Raw genomic sequence first — 17,094 nt, forward strand, 5'->3', positions numbered from 1 at the left:
TATGAAAAAGTTGTTTACTGCATCATTTGAACAAAGTTTAAATTTGTTGGATGACCCTTTCATTATTTTTATGAATAAAGATGTGAATAGATTACCTGATCCAGAAGGTGGAAGAAAAATATTTGCTAGGTTAATAGGGATTTTCTTACTTTTCTTTTTAGTAGGACTTAATTTTTTGCTAGCTTTTGTCTCTACAGAAGCTAGTGAAGGAAAATTTTGGGAGAATTCATTTCCTAAACCAGAGATTAATTTTTTACCAATGTGGTTATTCTATTTTCTATTTTTTATATGGGTCGTTTTAGTAATAGTTTTTAGAGATCGAGGTGAATACTACTTTTCAAGAATACGAGGTCAGTTTAATCTAAATCTGTATATAATTTGGTTATTTATAGAAATGAATCTTTTGTTCGCAACAGTGTTTTTTAAAATGCTAACAATAATAGGAATGATTGGTATATCAGGGTTGCTAGGATTATTAGGATATATCATCTTTAGAAGTAAAAAGAAATCGGTAGAAAAAATGCTATATGAAACAGAAGCAAAGAAAGAAAAAATTGATGAAATAGTGGAAAAGATACTAAAACTAATAATGAAATATGGCTGGATAGTTGTAATTATAGTTATGTTACGGAAACTGATTTTTTCTAGTGGTAATGAGGTACGAACAGATATTGTGGGTTCCATTGGAATAGTAAGTATGTGGATAGCGATAGATGTAGGGTTTATTGTGGTAGAAGCTTATCTATTCTTTCCTTACTTATTACACGGCTACTACAAATATAAATATCCAGAGGAATATAGAAAATGGGAAGATAAAACGCAATTGGAGTGGTATGGAGAAAAGTATTTTAACAAACATATTAAAGGTATGAAGAAAGAGGAGAAGGAATGACGATAGGAACTCAGATAGGTGGAGCTTTAGGGGGACTTAATAAATTGGTACAATTTTGGAAGCCTAATTTATATGACGATATTAAAGATGGTGCATATAAACTCTATGATAAGACTACGAAAGCAGTGGGAGATGTTTCTAAAAATATAGGAAAATCGGTTGAACAAAGTTTTGATACAGTCAAACAAGTTTATAAAAGTGTTCAACAAGTAGGGAAATCAATAGGAAAGGCGCTATCTTCTGTCAAAGTACCAAAGATTAGCTTCAGTTGGTGATGCGTGTGAAAAAATTATTTAATGTGACCTTTGAACAAAGCTTAAACTTATTAGACGATCAACTAGTTATGTATATGATAAAGGATACTGAAAAGAGATCGTTATATAATGGAGAAAAAAGATATTTATTATTTGCATTATCCATAATTTTCATATTGATTCAGTATGGTTTAGTTTTACTCACTCAATATATAATAAACAACCCAGATAGCGATAGCTTCGTACCAAAAGCAGATATAAATTTTTTGTCAAAGCCTATTTTTTGGTTATTTTTTGGGAGCTATATAGTTTGTTGGATATATATGAAATTAAAAAATGATGGGAATAAAAGTGTGGCTGTTTTTGTTACAATGTGTTCTGTTAATAACTTTACTTTATGGTTGATAGTAGAAATTAACCTTATGTTTATTACAGCGTTTTTAAAACCTTTAACAGTATTAGGGACAATAGTATTATTAATAGGAGTTTTTATAGTAGGTGTTGTTATTTTTAAAAAAAAGATAACATTTTTAAACGTATCGTTACTTGATATGAGAAAAAATAAAAATACAATAGATCCGTTTATAGAAAAGACTTTACAAATAATACTAAAATATGCTTGGATTGTAATTATTGTATGGGCCGGTTGGAAAATATTTTTTCCTAGTAACGGTACCCCTCGGACGGATGTAGTTGGTTTCATTGGAATGGCAGGTATGTGGGTAATTTTAGATATAGGATTTATCGCAGCAGAAGCTTATCTATTCTTTCCTTACCTACTACACGGCTACTACAAATATAAATATCCAGAGGAATATCGAAAATGGGAAGGTAAAACGCAATTAGAGTGGTATGGAGAAAAGTATTTTAACAAACATATTAAAGGTACGAAGAAAGAGGAGAGCGGAAATGATTGAAAATAAAGAGCTATTGCCATTGGGAAGTATTGTATTGTTAGAAGAAGGGCTACAGAAATTAGTAGTAGTAGGTCGAGGTGTTGTATACACAGATCAAGCGACGGATAAAGATACGTTTGCAGATTATATGGCGGTACTATATCCAACGGGTTTAAATCCTGAAACAACTATTTTCTTTAATCACGAAAATATTGATAAAGTAATTTTTAAAGGATTTTCAGATGAAGAAGAAACGCGCTTTTTAGAGGTTTATCTTGAATGGAAAAGTGATTTAGATAAATCCAGAAAGGAAGAAAATCAAGAAAGCGAGATTTTTGGTTTTTAGTTATTTACAGATAAAAAATAGCAATGATTTTCTAAAAGGAGAAGATTTTTTCTCCTTTTAGAAGTACATACACAAAAACAAGTAGTTATACATTGTCAGAAGGAACCAGTAAAGAATGGTTTACAAAAATTCAAGGGATTGAAAGTTTAGAATAAGCAAAGAAAAATCAACAAAATATGGCAAAAATGATTAATGACTTATTTAAGAAGAATCCAGCGGCGGCTATCGAAAAAGTCAAAAAAGATAAACGATTGTTTAACTATATTATTACTGCCTTGGATTCAGATAAAGTACCAGAGAAACTGAAAATGGCAGCATTAGAAATATTTATTTTTCAAGAAAATGTGAATGATTGGCCTAAAGAAAAAGCGCTGAAGGTTTTAAGAAGTTCGGAGCTGGCTATTTTAGCAGAAAAGTTGCCGCTAGATAAACAAGCTCAATTATATGGGATATTATTTAAATTAAGTGAAAAGGGTTGGGAAGTTTTAGCACCAATGAGCCACTTGACGGGTGTTTTGTCAAAAAGCTCATTAGGTTCACGAATCATTGCAGGTTCCAAAGTAGGTTTAGCTGAGTTTAAAAAATTGAAAGCTGTTTCTGATTTTTTAAAAGCACATCCCGTACTGAAAGAAGGACTATTATATATAGGAGATGGTTTAACCTTCCTTTCCTATGCCTATGAAGAATACACTAATCCAAAAAGTCCAGCATATGGAGATGAAAGTAAGGTTATTTATGGAGGAATAAACTTATTCTTATGGAATGCAGGACCACTAGAAGGAGCACAATATGGGGGACCTGTTGGGGCTTTGGCTGGGACACTCAATACAGTTTATTTCTATAGCAAATATAAAATAATTAATAACTTGCCTAAATTAGTACTTGGAGGGAGAGAAACTCTTGGTTGGAATTCTAATGCTGAAAAACGTAGCTGGTTAGATAAGCAATATGAAAGTTATGGTAATCCAACAGCTCGAACAACAGACAAAAATTACAGACATGGTGTGCAACCAGAAAGTGGTAGTAAAAGTTTTAATCCAGATATAAACTATAATAATGATTCGAATTATAAAAATTATTGGAGAAATAAAATGAATGAATTTTTTGTTAAAAGATATGAAAATGAAATAAATAATATTAGTTACGAAAAAGCAAAACAAGGGATTAATGTAAAACAAGTATTTAGCAACAGATTGATTGTTGTTAAATACTGTATTTTCATTATTGTTATATTGCTAGAGATAGCAATGTTTACAAGTTTTTTAAGTAAAGATTTATTTAATCCTGTGTTTGCGTTAATAGAAACTAGTATTGTGTTAATTACTATAATCTACTTTTTTAGATTAAATTTTAAAAGCTTCTCAAAAAGTTATTTAATTAGATATTATTCATGCTGTTCAATCGTTTTTAGTATTGCTTCTTTTATAGTATGTTGTAGCATTTGGTTGTTGTTATTAACTTATTCTGGAAAAATGACTAGTGAGTTTTATTTACAGATGTTAGTACAAACTGTATTTTCTATAGCAGGGTGTTATTATATATTATTAATAATATATAACTATATGAAATATAGAATAAAACAAGAGCTTTCTTTGTTTGTAAAAGATATAAAGGTTCCTAAAGTGGGTAAAGTCATCGAAAAGACTACTTCGTATGGAATTATTGTAATAATAGGAGTTATGCAATTTTATAGAATGAATAAATTCTGGATAGAAAGTAATGAATCTAATGCAATCAATGCCATAATTGCATTAGGGCAATTAATCGTTGGGATTCTATGTTTTTTGATATTAATTATTTTACCTATCCGAATGTTTTATCCAAATTTTATTTCATCAATGTTGTTAAAAAAATATTCAGAGGAATTTCGCCTTGATTATGGATTTTCAAAAAAGGAATGGTACGAAGGATAAAAGGAAAGAGGGAATGAAAACGAATGAAATCTTAAAATAGCGTACCTGTTGGGGCTGTTGCTGGAACGATGAATTATTGGGCACAAGGAGGCGGAATGGCTAACTTATTTGCAAAATTACCTCATTGATGTAGGACTTTTCAGACAAATGGAAAGGGAGGTTATTTATAATTATCAAATAAAATTTAGTGATGGTGATAGACACACTTTTGATTTAAGAGGGAATTATCCAACGATAGCATTCAAAGAAAAAATTGAAGAATTCTGGTTTAAATACAATAGCTAAATTAATCTTCCTTCCCCCTCCTAGAAAACACAAAACCGTGGTACAATAACTTACGTAATAGACACACCTACTCTGAATGTCAAAAAAGGGCAGAAAAGTAGACAAGAAATTGTTTAAGGAGTAAAGTAAACTTACTTAAAATTTTGGGGGAAATAAAATGTATGATGTAATTATCATTGGTGCCGGTCCTGCTGGGATGACGGCAGCACTTTATGCATCACGGTCTAATCTTTCTGTATTGATGATTGAACGCGGTGCGCCTGGTGGGCAAATGAACAACACTGCTGAGGTAGAGAATTACCCAGGCTTTGATTCTATTATGGGTCCAGAATTGGCCTATAAAATGTATGAAAATGTAGAAAAATTTGGTACGGAAAATGCGTATGGCATTGTGATGGGCATCGAAGACCACGGATCCTATAAAGAAGTGATTTGTGATGACAAATCTTATGAAGCTAAAGCGGTAATTATTGCAACAGGCTGTGAACACCGAAAATTGGGTGTAAAAGGCGAAGAAGAATTTGCTGGCCGTGGTGTTTCTTATTGTGCCGTTTGTGATGGTGCTTTCTTTAAAAATAAACGCTTAGTAGTCGTTGGCGGCGGCGATTCTGCAGTTGAAGAAGCAATCTATTTAACGCAATTTGCTTCTGAAGTAGTGATTGTTCACCGTCGTGATGAATTGCGTGCGCAAAAAATCATTCAAGATCGTGCCTTTGCAAATGAAAAGATTTCCTTTGTTTGGGATACAGTTGTCGAAGAAATTGTTGGCAATGAAATGGTTGTGACAGGTGTGAAAGCACGGAATGTCAAAACAGATGAAGTTTCTGAAATTGAAGCAAACGGCGTGTTCATTTACGTGGGGCTAGATCCATTAACAGAACCATTTAAGAAAGCTGGTATTACGAATGAGGCTGGTTGGATTGAAACAGACCAAGAAATGAGAACAAAAATTCCTGGTGTTTATGCCATTGGTGATGTCCGTGAAAAAACATTGCGTCAAATCACGACAGCGGTCGGTGAAGGCGGTATTGCTGGACAACAAGTATTTAACTATATTGAAGAATTAAAATAAAAAAATGCTTTTGCCTTTAATAATAAGGGCAAAAGCATTTTTTTAATAGGTTCCTTTAATGACAAAATAAGAGCCGCGAATGGTTCCAGCTAATTTTGATTTTTGACGAGCAAATTTGAATTTTCCTTCAAATTCTGCAGGGATTGCCATACCATCTGAAAGTTTAAACCCAACGGCGCGTTTGCCTTCCTCAGCTAATGTGTACATCACGTTAACTGCTAAGCCGTTTTCATAAAATACATAGGCCATTTTTATGCCATCTAAAGTGAAAGAAGAAATTTCAAGTGGCTTGTAAGGGAAATGTAACGCTCGTTCCAATAAAATTTTTTCAATCCAGGCCAATGTTTCTGGAGCTTCAGAGGCAGGGACGGTCGTAAAGCGATGTTTGTATTTATTCCAAAAATAGCGAGCTTCATTCGCTCTTAGTCCAGCAAGGGCAAGTGCCACTGGTGAACTTTCTAAACCAATAGTGGCTACTTCTTTAAAATCAACTGTATAAACCATGAATTGATACTCCCATCTTTTCTTTTAAACTAAGTATAACGGTAGCAGGGGTAACGAACAATTATTATTACTTAAAAGAATGAAATTGGGACAGAACGATCGGCTTCAGAAAATGTTAAGGTTTCCGAATGCGTAGGTTCTGTCCCAAAGAGTATTTTAAGATTTGGTTATTTAGTGATAAGTTATACGCTTGTGCTTATTTATTGGCATCTAAGGTAACTTTTTCATCTGCCGTAGTCGTTTTAACATCTACTGTATAAACAAGTTTATTGTTATTTTTGGTTAACTTCCAAGTCAAAATACGTGGAGAAAGTCCTCCAACTTCTTTTTTTGCTTTGGCTAAAACGTCGTTAACAGCGCCTAATTCTTTGACTTCAGCAGCTGAAAAGGCTGTCTCGTTTTCGCCAAGTTGATTTGCTTCAGTATTTTTGGTGACTTTTCCTGTTTCAGGATTCACGTAAAGTGTTTCTGTCTCGTTAGTAAAGATATAGCTGTAGTCACTTGCTGGTTCTGTATCAAATTGGACATTTACTAATGGTTTGCTGTTGCCAGCTTCTTTTTCATAGATTTCAGCAGCTTGCTGCAAACTAACTTTGTACTTAGTATCAGTGACAGCATCTTTTCCTATGCCACAACTAGCTAAAATAAAAATAGCTCCTAAAAGTGAAAAAAATAGTAAAAATGTTTTTTTTAACATGAAATTACCTCGTTTCTTTTTATTAAGCATTCACAATCATTTAGTATACGGTGGTTTTATAAAAATTACAAACAAAAAATAATCCTTTAAGAGAAATTAAAGGATTATTTTTTGTTATTTATTCTGCACGTAAAGCAACTGCCGCATCTTTTTTCGCTGCCATTCGGGCAGGAATATGGCCACCAATCATGGTTAAGATTGTGCTAATTACAATCAAAATAATCCCGTGAATTGGATTTAAGGTGGCAACATTTTCTAAATCAGTCAGGTTATAGAGCACTGAATTGATCGGAAATGTTGCGAGAAAGGCAATCACAACACCAAGAATACCAGAGGCAACGCCTAAAATAGCAGTTTCGGCATCGAACACCCGGGTAATATCTTTTTTACGAGCTCCTAACGCTTTCAGGATACCGATTTCTTTGGTCCGCTCAATGACAGAAGTATAGGTGATAATCCCAATCATAATCATACTTGTAACAAGGGAAATCCCAGCAAATGCAATCAGCACATAGGTGATGGCATCCATTAAACCACCTGTTAAGCGGGTCATTGTTCCAGCTAAATCAGAATAGATGATTTGGTCTTTTTTATCTTTTCCTTTGTTATAAGCATCTAAATAATCAAGAATTTTATCTTTTGATTTGAAATCGTTTGGATAAATCATAATACTTGAAGGGATTTCGTTCGCTCCTAAATAAGACAACAGGTTTTCTTTCGCGGAAGCATCTAATGTTTCGTTAGTCATAACGTTAGTGTTGCTGGCTTCTTGCGCTTTAACAATGTCAGAGGTTTTGTTTTTGGCAATCATATTAGTTGAAAGTGCATCGCTATAAGCAATTCCAGGTGCTAATAGATTCATTGTTGAAGAATCTTTAATTCGCAAAATCCCTGAAATTGTTAATTCGGTATTTTCTGGATTATCGTAAACAGCTTGCAAATCTTGGTTAGGAATGAAGTTGCCTGTCGGTAATTTGGTGTAAAATGCATTATTATTGGCTAATTTCATTTTTGTGCCAACAATGTCTGAAAAGGCAATCTTTTGATTATCTTTCACGTCAAAGCCAAGATTTTTTAAAGCATTAATATTGGTGGTATTGTTACTATCGACGATTAAAACGACATCGGTTTCTTTTTCTGGATAATTTCCTTCAAGCAACGAGTAATTGTCTTTTAAGAAATTGTTTTTTCCATTTTCTAGTTGTTTAGGAAAAGCAGAAACGCCGACGCCAGTTTGGGCAGCCATCATAGAAGCCATCGCGTTTGATTGGCCGTCGGGTGCATCGTTTGAAAATTTGACAGCTTGTGCTTTCCCGTTGATTTCTCTTAATAAGTTCATATTGACTAGACGAGTATAGCCGATATTATTACTTAATTCAGGATCAATGTGATTGACATAGTCAATAAACTTTTGATCAATTAAATTCGTGTGTTGCGCACGGTCCGCATCGCTAATTTTAGCAGTCACTTCTTTTTCTTTCGGGAAGGTGCCTTTTTTGTCCTGATTATTGAAACTTTCTGGATCTTGATCTGTCGCTATTTTAGAAATGGTAATCGGAAATTGCGCTAACGTTTCCGACTGAGTTTTATCAATTTGTTTCTGGAATCCTGTTGAAAGAGAAAGGACAATCGCGATACTGATAATTCCGATACTTGAAGCAAAGGCGGTTAAAAAAGTTCGCCCTTTTTTAGTGCGGATATTATTAAAAGATAAACGCAGCGCAGTCGTGAATTTCATTTTGGTGCGTTTCAATTCGAAAGGTTCTTTTTTTTCATGTTCAATATGAGGACGCGAGTCATGACGAATTTGGCCATCTGAAAATTCAATAATTCGATCAGCGTATTCATGAGCTAATTCAGGATTGTGGGTCACCATAATGACTAATTTTTCTTTCGAAAGTTCTTGGATAAGTGCCATAATTTGCAGACTGGTTTCTGAATCCAATGCACCAGTTGGTTCATCACAAAGTAAAATATCGGGATCATTAGCTAAAGCGCGAGCAATGGCAACCCGTTGCATTTGACCGCCAGATAATTGGGAAGGTTTTTTATGGATATGGTCCTTCAAACCGACACGGATGAGTGCATCTTCGGCTTTTTGGCGTCTTTCTGCTTTTGAAATACCACTCAGTGTCATACCAAGCTCGACATTATCCAAAATCCCTTGATGACTAATTAAGTTGTAACTTTGAAAAATAAAACCAATTGAGTTATTCCGATAAGCATCCCAGTCGGCTTCTTTAAAATTTTTTGTTGATTTGCCGTTAATGATTAAGTCACCAGAATCGTAATTGTCCAATCCGCCAATCACATTCAACATCGTCGTTTTACCAGAGCCGCTGGGACCCAGAATGGCTACAAATTCTTGTTTTCGAAAAGCGACAGAGACGCCATCTAAAGCTTTAGTGGTCGTTCCGCCGACAGTATAATATTTTTTTATCTCTTTGAGTTCTAGCATATTTTTCGCATCCTTCTTCCAATTTATCAACAACGCAACCTTAAGTTAGTGTATAACGTAACATAATAGTTAACAAAAATCAATCATTACCATTTGATAATCAAGTGGATTTAGTATACACTAGGTGGGAAACGAGGGAGAACATATGGATAAAGAGAAGCATTCATCAAATTTAGATATTAGTGTCTTTACTGAAATTTTTTCATATATGAGCCAATTGCTTTTTAAAGACCTAGACTTGGAGGATCTAAAATTAACAAAGTTAGACATGTTAATTTTATTAATTGTGGCAACGAATGAAGGAATCAGTATGACAGAGTTAGCCAACCAAGTAGGAACGTCGAAAGTTCAAGTGAGTCGCTCTATTGCGGGGTTAGAAGAACGAGCGATTGTTCAACGTCGCCATAATCAGGAAAATCGCCGCGTGGTTAATGTTTATACGACAAAAGAAGGCGAGAAGCTCTTTAAGCAAAAAGAAAATCAAGTAAAACAGCAACTATCTGAAACACTTAGTGTTCTTTCGTTAGAGGATTATCAAGAAGTCAATCAACACTTTTTGGCGGTCATGAAAATTTTGTCCAATTATCAAGCGCTACGAAGAAAAACGTGTAAGGAAAACAACGCCAAAAAATAAAAAACATCGTTTGGTGAGCCGACCCCCAAAAGTTAGACCTAGAAATCTAACTTTTGGAGGTTTTTTTGTATGGCAAAATACAGTTTTGAATTTAAACTTAAACTTGTTCATGACTACTTATCTGGTCAAGGAGGTCTAAGGTTTCTCGCAAAGAAGTATGGGTTTAAAGATAGTTCTCAAATAAGCAAATGGATAAATGCCTATAAAGAACTTGGTGAAGAAGGCCTACTTCGCAGTCGAAAAAATAAGAATTACTCTGTTCAATTTAAGCTAGATGCGATAGAGTTATATTTAACAACAGAGTTGTCCTATCAAGAAGCAGCTAATCTTCTAAAAATGAACAATCCATCATTGATTGCGAATTGGCTTAGAACGTATCAGAAGTTTGGTATAGAGGGACTCTCTAAACAGAAAGGACGTCCACCTACCATGTCTAAAAAGAAACGAAATGAACCCCAACCACTACCAAGTGAACGATTTCAAGTAGAGAAACTAGAAAAAGAAAATAGAATGTTAAAAATTGAGAATGCCTATTTAAAAGAATTGAGGAGACTGCGTTTAGAGGACGAACAAAAAATGAACGAATCGCACGAATCATTCACAGTCTCCGAAGACACTTTCGATTAAAAGATATTTTGGAAACCCTAAGGTTTCCAAAATCTACTTACATGTACTGGCAAAAACGCCTCGACAGAACAGCTTCAACACAAATCATTGAAGAAGAAATTCAAGCGATTCGTAAAAAACATCAACATTATGGCTATAGAAGGATAACCCAAGAATTGAAACGACGTGGATTTCAAGTGAATAAAAAGAAAGTCCAGCGATTAATACAAAAGTTAAAGTTACAAGTCAAAGCTTTTACTAAGAAATCCAGAAAATATAATTCCTATAAAGGAATCGTTGGTAAAATCGCTAAAAATTTGATTCGTCGCCGATTTAAAACCTCTGTTCCTCATCAAAAAATTACAACTGATACAACTGAATTTAAGTACTTTGAAGCAGATAACGCAGGCATCTTTCGTCAGAAAAAACTATACTTAGATCCATTTATGGATATGTATAATAGTGAAATTCTAAGCTATAGCCTTTCTACTCAACCAAATGGTAAAACAGTTATGGAAGGTCTGAAAGAAGCAATTTCTCAAACAAATGATTGTCCCTATCGGCGCACCTTTCACTCTGATCAAGGCTGGGCTTATCAAATGAATGTCTATATACAAACATTAAAGGACAACAATATCTTTCAAAGTATGTCTCGAAAAGGAACCTGTTTAGATAATTCTCCCATGGAGAATTTCTTCAGTATCCTAAAACAAGAAGTGTACTATGGAAAAATCTATCAAAGTCAAAATGAATTGATAGAAGCAATTGAGAACTACATTTATTATTACAATCATCACCGAATCAAGGAAAAACTTAACTGGAAAAGCCCAGTAGAATTTCGACAATTCAATCAAAAAACTGCATAAAAATAGAGTGGAAAAATCCACTCTATAAAAAGTCTAACTTTTTGGGGTCACTACATGGCTATAAACCAAACGATGTTTTTTCTAGCCTTTGACAGAGCCAGAAGTCACGCCTTCTACATAGAAACGTTGCATTAATATAAATAAAATAGTAATTGGAATGGCAATTAGCACACATCCTGCTGTAAAAGCCATGAATAGTGAATTGGCTGTTGATTTGGTCATCATCGAAAAGAGACCAATCGCAACGGTGTAATTTTCAACTTTATCACCCATAATAACTTTTGCGAAAATAAAATCCATCCAAGGGCCCATGAAGGCGGTTAAAGAAGTATAGACAATAATTGGTTTCGACAATGGCAACGTAATTTTTGTGAAAATTTGCCACTTGTTGGCACCGTCAATCATAGCCGATTCGTCTAAAGCCATCGGAATGGTATCGAAGAACCCTTTGGCGATGTAAAAACCTAGCGCCGAGCCTGCAGAGTAAACCAGAATTAAAGCGAATAAACTTTCAGTTAAATTTAAGGCTTTTAAAATATAGTAAACGGCAATCATGCTCATAAAACCAGGGAACATATTTAAAACGAGCGCCACTTTTAAAAATGGTTTTCTTAAGCGGAAACGCAACCGTGACAGCGCATAAGCCATTGCGATTGTAATGAAAGTTGATAACAGACAGCTTGCGATGGAGACGAACAAGGTGTTCAAAAACCAACGGACAAAGGGGAAGTTGCCAGTCTGATTTGTTAATAATACTTTATAATTTTCTAAAGTGAATGTTTTGGGAATGATATAGGGAACAAATGCACCGCCTTCGCCACGAAAACTTGTTAAGATAATCCACACAATGGGGAACATCCAAAAAACTGCTAAAATGGTTAGAATGATGTAAACGCTGGTAAGTGCAGTGCGTTGTTTTTTCTGGTAACTTTTTGCTTTAGCCATAAGTTACGCCTCCTTAAATGAATTCGTCCGTGTATAGGCAATTAAACTGAAGACTGCGGAGAGAATGAAGATTAAAATACCAATCACAGAGGCTAAATTGTAATCCATTGTATCGACAGTCAATTTGTATAACCAGGTAACTAAAAGGTCAGTTGAGCCTGCACCGTAGAAGTTAGAATTGGCTGGCCCGCCACCTGTTAATAGATAAATGACATTGAAGTTATTGATGTTGCCAATAAACTGTTGAATTAGCGCCGGGGTCATCACAAATAGAATTTGTGGAAACGTAATACTTTTAAAAATTTGCCATTTATTGGCGCCGTCAATTCTAGCAGCTTCGATTTGATCTTCAGGGAGATTTTGGATAATCCCTGTAGAGATTAACATCGTAGCAGGAATACCAATCCACATATTGACAACAATAATGGTTAATTTTGCCCAATTCGGATCTGTTAAGAAGGGGATAGAAGAATCGATTAAGCCCCAGTTTAACAACAGAGCATTGATAGGTCCGGAACCATTTAAGAGGTTTCGCATAATTAAAAGTGAAACAAACGGAGGTACGGCCATCGTGATAACAAAAATGGTCCGCCAAAATGCTTTATATTTTAAGCCTTTTGTATTGATAAGCAAGGCTAAAATGATTCCAAAAAAGAAACAAGTTGCGGTTGCAAAAACAGCCCAAATCAAGGTCCAGCCAAGTACTGGAAAGAACGTTGAAGCCATATCGCCTGTGATTACATTGCCTAGATTTGCCAATCCAACCCAAGTAAAAAGGTTTTTCGGTGGCAAATGGTTATGGTCGTAGTTGGTAAAGGCAATTGAAATCATATATAACAACGGCAAGATGGTAAAGAAAAGAACGCCTAGTAAGGGGATCGTCATTAAAGTTGCATGGAAACGTTCGTTTAACAAGCTACGTAAATCATCCATAGTTGTTGGAATTTTTTTGCCGGCTGTCTTTAATTCATATAGGTGACGGGCGCTTTTTAAATTGATTACATATAAAATGATTAGCGATAAACAGACTAAAATTGCTGCAATTCCGAATAATAATAAGAGCATTGAATTATCGCCTTCTTTTAGAACTTCAATCCCTAAAGAATCATCATATACTAATCCTTGCTGTTGGGTCCCTAGTGTTCCTAGCATCATTAATGCATGGAAACCATTACGGATTAACCAATAGATAAAGCCAATTTCAGCTGTTAAAAAGATGATTCCCTTTAACCACTGCTTGTTGGCGAAGTTTGCAGCACCCATAACTAAAAAAGATAGTTTTGTAGCGAAGTCGCCTTTTTTAAAGACCTCTCGAAATGACGTCTGGGCTTTCTTTTTCTTGAACATCTTCGTTCACTCACTTTCTACTTAAATAAAAAAGATAGAGGAAATGGGACAGCAGATTGAAGCTCGTCCCATTTCTTTACTCTTTTTATTCTTTTGCTTCTTTTGATGTGTCTTGGACTAATTTATCTAATTTTGCTTGATAATCCGCAGGTTTGATATTGCCTTTGTACGTATCATTGATCACTGCATCCATCGCAGGCCAGAATGAAACGATTTCTGGGATTTTTGGCATTACCACAGAGTGGGTTGGTTGCGCCATTTCTAAGATAGCTTTTGCAACAGTATCTTGTGTAATTTCTTCGTTTGTTTGTAATTTTTTGTTTGAAGGGACAAAACCGATTTCTTTGAAGTAAGTCATTTGTGATTTTTCACTTGTTAAATAGTTTGCTAATGTCATTGCGGCCAATGGTGCTTGTGTTTGTTGGTTGACAGCAAAACTACGAACGCCCAAGAAAGCTTTCATTTGTTTTTCTCCATTGCCAAAATCAATGGTTGGATAGGCAGCAGCCCCCATTTTGTCGCCAAGAGCTTTTTCTACATCGTTTTTAGACCAAGGACCAGAAAGGAAGGCATCCGTTTTGCCAGAACCTAGATTAGACAATGCTTCTGTATTTGATTGGATCACACCAGGATTATTTTTTTGATCGGCAATCCATTGTAATACTTCTATACCTTGTTGGTTGTTAAAGTTGGTACCTTTTGGATCTTCGCCATTTTCACCATATAAGTAATCGCCGTTACTCATAAATAGAGGACCGAAGATATAATTTGCGCCATCTTCGCCAAAATTGGTACCGATTTTGCCTTTTTCAGTTAAAGACTTCCAAGTTTTGATTTCCTCTGGAGAATACGTATCTTTGTTATAATAAAGAACTTGTGACTCTACGGCATAAGGGTAGGCATAGACTTTGTCTTTCCAAGTGACCCCTGCGACTGCCGAGTCAATATTATTTTCTTTGACTTCTTTTTCATATTTTGTGTTAGGGTAAATCAGACCAGCTTCTGCCATTTGACCAATTTGATCATGCGGCATCATGAAAACATCTGCGGCAGCTTTAGGATCTTTTGCAATGTCTTTTTTAGCATCTGCCGAATTTCCAGCAGTTAAGTTAACTTTAATATCGGGGTTTTCTTTTTCAAAATCGGCGACAACTTTTTTAAAGACGCCCATATATTCAGTATCAACCCATAATTTTACGTCACCAGCTGCTTTATTTGCTGAACCGCTTTCATTTTCAGCTTTCGTTTTTTCTGCGCCACCACAGGCAGTAAGTAAAACCGCGGAAGCACTTAAAAGGATACCGCCCATTAAAATCTTTTTCCAATTCGCTTTCATTTTTGAACCCTCCAAAAATTATTTTTTACAAGTCTTATTATGCAACCGATTGCGGAAATAATCAAGTGTTTTTCATCAAGAAAGTTAAAAAAGTTTTTTTGTTATAAATAACATACTGTTTGTTTAAAGTGGTGTATACCACTAATTAAGCATTTTAAATAAAAAAATAAAAAAGGGTATACAAATGCAATCGTTTGCGCTAAAATGTGTTCGAGTATTAGAAAATACACGAAAAGCGACAATTAAAGGAGAGAATTAAATGAACACTGCTGCAATCTACCATCGTCCAGAAAGTGAATTTGCTTATCTTTATACAGAAGAAACAATGCATATTCGTTTGCGTACGGCAAAAGGCGACATTGCCTCTGTCCAATTAGTGCAAGGAGATCCTTATCTTTTAGGGAAAGAAAAGTGGTACCAACAGTCGTTAACTATGAAGAAGTTAGTATCTACGGAGTTATATGATTACTGGTTTATTGCATTAAGTGCAAAATTTAAACGCCTTTCATATGCTTTTACTTTAGTAGGGACGGATGGCTTGACGGCGTTTTATGGCGAACACGGCATTTATCCTTTAGAAGAAAAGTATTTAGCGATGGCGAATAATTATTTTCGGATGCCGTATTTTCATGAAATCGATCGTTTTAAAGCACCTGAATGGGTCAAAGAAACGGTTTGGTATCAAATATTTCCAGAGCGTTTTGCAAATGGTGATCCCGCCAATGATCCTGAAGGGACGTTGCCGTGGGGATCTAAAAGACCAGATCGACAAGATTTTTTTGGTGGGGATTTGCAAGGGGTGCTAGATCATCTTGATTACATTGAAGATTTAGGTGTTAACGGCTTATATTTTTGCCCAATTTTTGAAGCGTTTTCTAATCACAAATATGATACGATTGATTATTTAAAAATTGCCCCAGCTTTTGGTGATGGCGCTACCTTTAAGCGTTTAGTCGAAGAGTGTCATCGACGGGGCATTAAGATTATGTTGGACGCCGTTTTTAATCATATGGGGGACGCTTCGCCTCAATGGCAAGATGTGTTAAAAAATGGCCAGGACTCAATTTATGCCGATTGGTTCCACGTAAATGAGTTTCCAGCTAGCTATGAAGAAAGTGCTGATTTTGAAGAAGCAAGCAACATTACTTATGATACTTTTGCATTCACTCCGCATATGCCTAAATTAAATACAGCAAATCCAGAGGTGCAAGCCTATCTTTTAGAAATTGCTCGTTATTGGATTGAGGAATATGATATTGACGCCTGGCGTTTAGATGTGGCAAACGAAGTGGATCATGCGTTCTGGAAAAAATTCCGGCAAACATGTGATGACGCAAAAAAAGATTTTTATATTTTAGGAGAAATTTGGCACTCGTCGCAAAGCTGGCTCCAAGGAGACGAATTTCATGCAGTGATGAATTATGCATACACAGATGCGATTATGGGCTACTTTGTCAAGCAAGAACTGTCCTTGGAAAAGATGCTTTCTGAAATGAACAACCAGTTAATGCTCTATCGACAACAAACGAATCAAATGCAGTTTAATGTTTTAGATTCCCACGATACACCACGCTTATTGCATGAAACGAAAGAGGATAAAGAGTTGATGCGCCAAGTATTAGCGTTTACGTATATTCAACCAGGCGTCCCTTGTCTTTACTATGGTGATGAAATTGGTATGACAGGTGATATGGATCCTGATTGTCGTCGTTGTATGGTTTGGGAGGAAAATCAGCAAGATTTGGATTTGAAGGAATTTGTAAAATCATTGATTGCCCTTCGCAAAAAGTATGCGGCTGTTTTTTCTGGTGGAACAATCGATTGGACAGGAACTTCTTTTGAAACGGGGTTGATTAGACTCGCTTGTCGTTTGGAGGAACAAACGATCTATGGGATTTTTAATACTGGCCAAGAGACACAATTTGTTGATAGAACTGATCGAGAAGTTTTGCTAAGTTCTTCTATCGAAACTGCTTCAGAACAGATAATGGTTTTACCAAAAGGTTTTCTTTTATATCAAGCATAATAATTAAGCAAAGGAAT

14 protein-coding genes and 1 pseudogene are annotated in these 17,094 nt (G+C 35.3%); 9 read left to right on the forward strand and 6 right to left on the reverse strand.

Annotation, left to right across the window (positions count from 1 at the left end; all coding sequences use genetic code 11):
* Position 1 precedes the first annotated feature (1 nt).
* The 6 genes from IGM04_RS05835 (at position 2) to trxB (ending at position 5,658) form a co-directional block, all read left to right on the forward strand.
* Positions 2-892, forward strand: coding sequence for a hypothetical protein (locus IGM04_RS05835; RefSeq protein ID WP_086317836.1), 891 nt, complete (start codon positions 2-4; stop codon positions 890-892).
* Positions 889-1,167 carry a hypothetical protein gene (locus IGM04_RS05840; protein ID WP_086317837.1) on the forward strand — a complete coding sequence of 93 codons (279 nt, stop codon included), beginning with the start codon at positions 889-891 and terminating at the stop codon, positions 1,165-1,167. The genes IGM04_RS05835 and IGM04_RS05840 overlap by 4 nt, the downstream gene beginning before the upstream one ends.
* Entirely contained in the window at positions 1,167-2,063 is an 897-nt protein-coding gene (locus IGM04_RS05845) for a hypothetical protein (protein ID WP_086317972.1), read from the forward strand. Before IGM04_RS05840 ends, IGM04_RS05845 begins: the two co-directional genes overlap by 1 nt.
* Entirely contained in the window at positions 2,056-2,388 is a 333-nt protein-coding gene (locus IGM04_RS05850) for a DUF4176 domain-containing protein (protein ID WP_010824596.1), read from the forward strand. The genes IGM04_RS05845 and IGM04_RS05850 overlap by 8 nt, the downstream gene beginning before the upstream one ends.
* Positions 2,389-2,564: 176 nt before the next feature.
* Positions 2,565-4,301 (forward strand): hypothetical protein, encoded by a 1,737-nt coding sequence (locus IGM04_RS05855; protein ID WP_438756750.1) that lies wholly within the window; start codon positions 2,565-2,567, stop codon positions 4,299-4,301.
* Between the two features lie 442 nt (positions 4,302-4,743).
* Positions 4,744-5,658 (forward strand): thioredoxin-disulfide reductase, encoded by a 915-nt coding sequence (gene trxB, locus IGM04_RS05860; RefSeq protein ID WP_002357780.1) that lies wholly within the window; start codon positions 4,744-4,746, stop codon positions 5,656-5,658.
* Positions 5,659-5,700: 42 nt separating this feature from the next.
* Here the strand turns inward: trxB and IGM04_RS05865 are convergent, their stop codons facing one another.
* The 3 genes from IGM04_RS05865 to IGM04_RS05875 all read right to left on the reverse strand — a co-directional run bounded on the left by IGM04_RS05865 (position 5,701) and on the right by IGM04_RS05875 (position 9,317).
* A complete protein-coding gene (locus IGM04_RS05865) occupies positions 5,701-6,162 on the reverse strand; it encodes a hypothetical protein (RefSeq protein ID WP_002373132.1) in 462 nt (153 codons plus the stop codon).
* A 196-nt stretch (positions 6,163-6,358) separates the two neighbouring features.
* A complete protein-coding gene (gene camE, locus IGM04_RS05870; protein WP_086317839.1) occupies positions 6,359-6,859 on the reverse strand; it encodes a plasmid sex pheromone cAM373 precursor in 501 nt (166 codons plus the stop codon).
* A gap of 118 nt (positions 6,860-6,977) precedes the next feature.
* Complete coding sequence (locus tag IGM04_RS05875; protein WP_086317840.1) at positions 6,978-9,317, reverse strand: ABC transporter ATP-binding protein/permease; 2,340 nt, start codon at positions 9,315-9,317, stop codon at positions 6,978-6,980.
* 124 nt (positions 9,318-9,441) lie between these two features.
* On the opposite strand from IGM04_RS05875, the gene IGM04_RS05880 reads away from it, so the two are divergent.
* Entirely contained in the window at positions 9,442-9,951 is a 510-nt protein-coding gene (locus IGM04_RS05880; RefSeq protein ID WP_002365578.1) for a MarR family winged helix-turn-helix transcriptional regulator, read from the forward strand.
* Positions 9,952-10,020: 69 nt separating this feature from the next.
* A pseudogene (locus IGM04_RS05885) lies at positions 10,021-11,423 on the forward strand (IS3 family transposase).
* 81 nt (positions 11,424-11,504) lie between these two features.
* Here the strand turns inward: IGM04_RS05885 and IGM04_RS05890 are convergent.
* From IGM04_RS05890 to IGM04_RS05900, 3 genes are all read right to left on the reverse strand, one after another.
* On the reverse strand, positions 11,505-12,368 hold the full coding sequence (locus IGM04_RS05890) for a sugar ABC transporter permease (RefSeq protein WP_002360454.1): 864 nt from the start codon (positions 12,366-12,368) through the stop codon (positions 11,505-11,507).
* A 3-nt stretch (positions 12,369-12,371) separates the two neighbouring features.
* The gene (locus tag IGM04_RS05895) at positions 12,372-13,715 is read right to left on the reverse strand and encodes a carbohydrate ABC transporter permease (RefSeq protein WP_002357775.1); all 1,344 of its coding nucleotides are present in this window, start codon (positions 13,713-13,715) and stop codon (positions 12,372-12,374) included.
* 85 nt (positions 13,716-13,800) lie between these two features.
* Positions 13,801-15,051, reverse strand: a complete 1,251-nt coding sequence (locus tag IGM04_RS05900; RefSeq protein ID WP_002395113.1) for an extracellular solute-binding protein — start codon at positions 15,049-15,051, stop codon at positions 13,801-13,803.
* A gap of 259 nt (positions 15,052-15,310) precedes the next feature.
* Between IGM04_RS05900 and IGM04_RS05905 the strand changes: the two genes are divergently transcribed.
* Positions 15,311-17,077, forward strand: coding sequence for a glycoside hydrolase family 13 protein (locus IGM04_RS05905; RefSeq protein WP_086317841.1), 1,767 nt, complete (start codon positions 15,311-15,313; stop codon positions 17,075-17,077).
* Positions 17,078-17,094: the final 17 nt, after the last annotated feature.

Source organism: Enterococcus sp. DIV2385 (assembly GCF_051711925.1).
GTDB classification, from domain to species: Bacteria; Bacillota; Bacilli; order Lactobacillales; family Enterococcaceae; genus Enterococcus; species Enterococcus faecalis.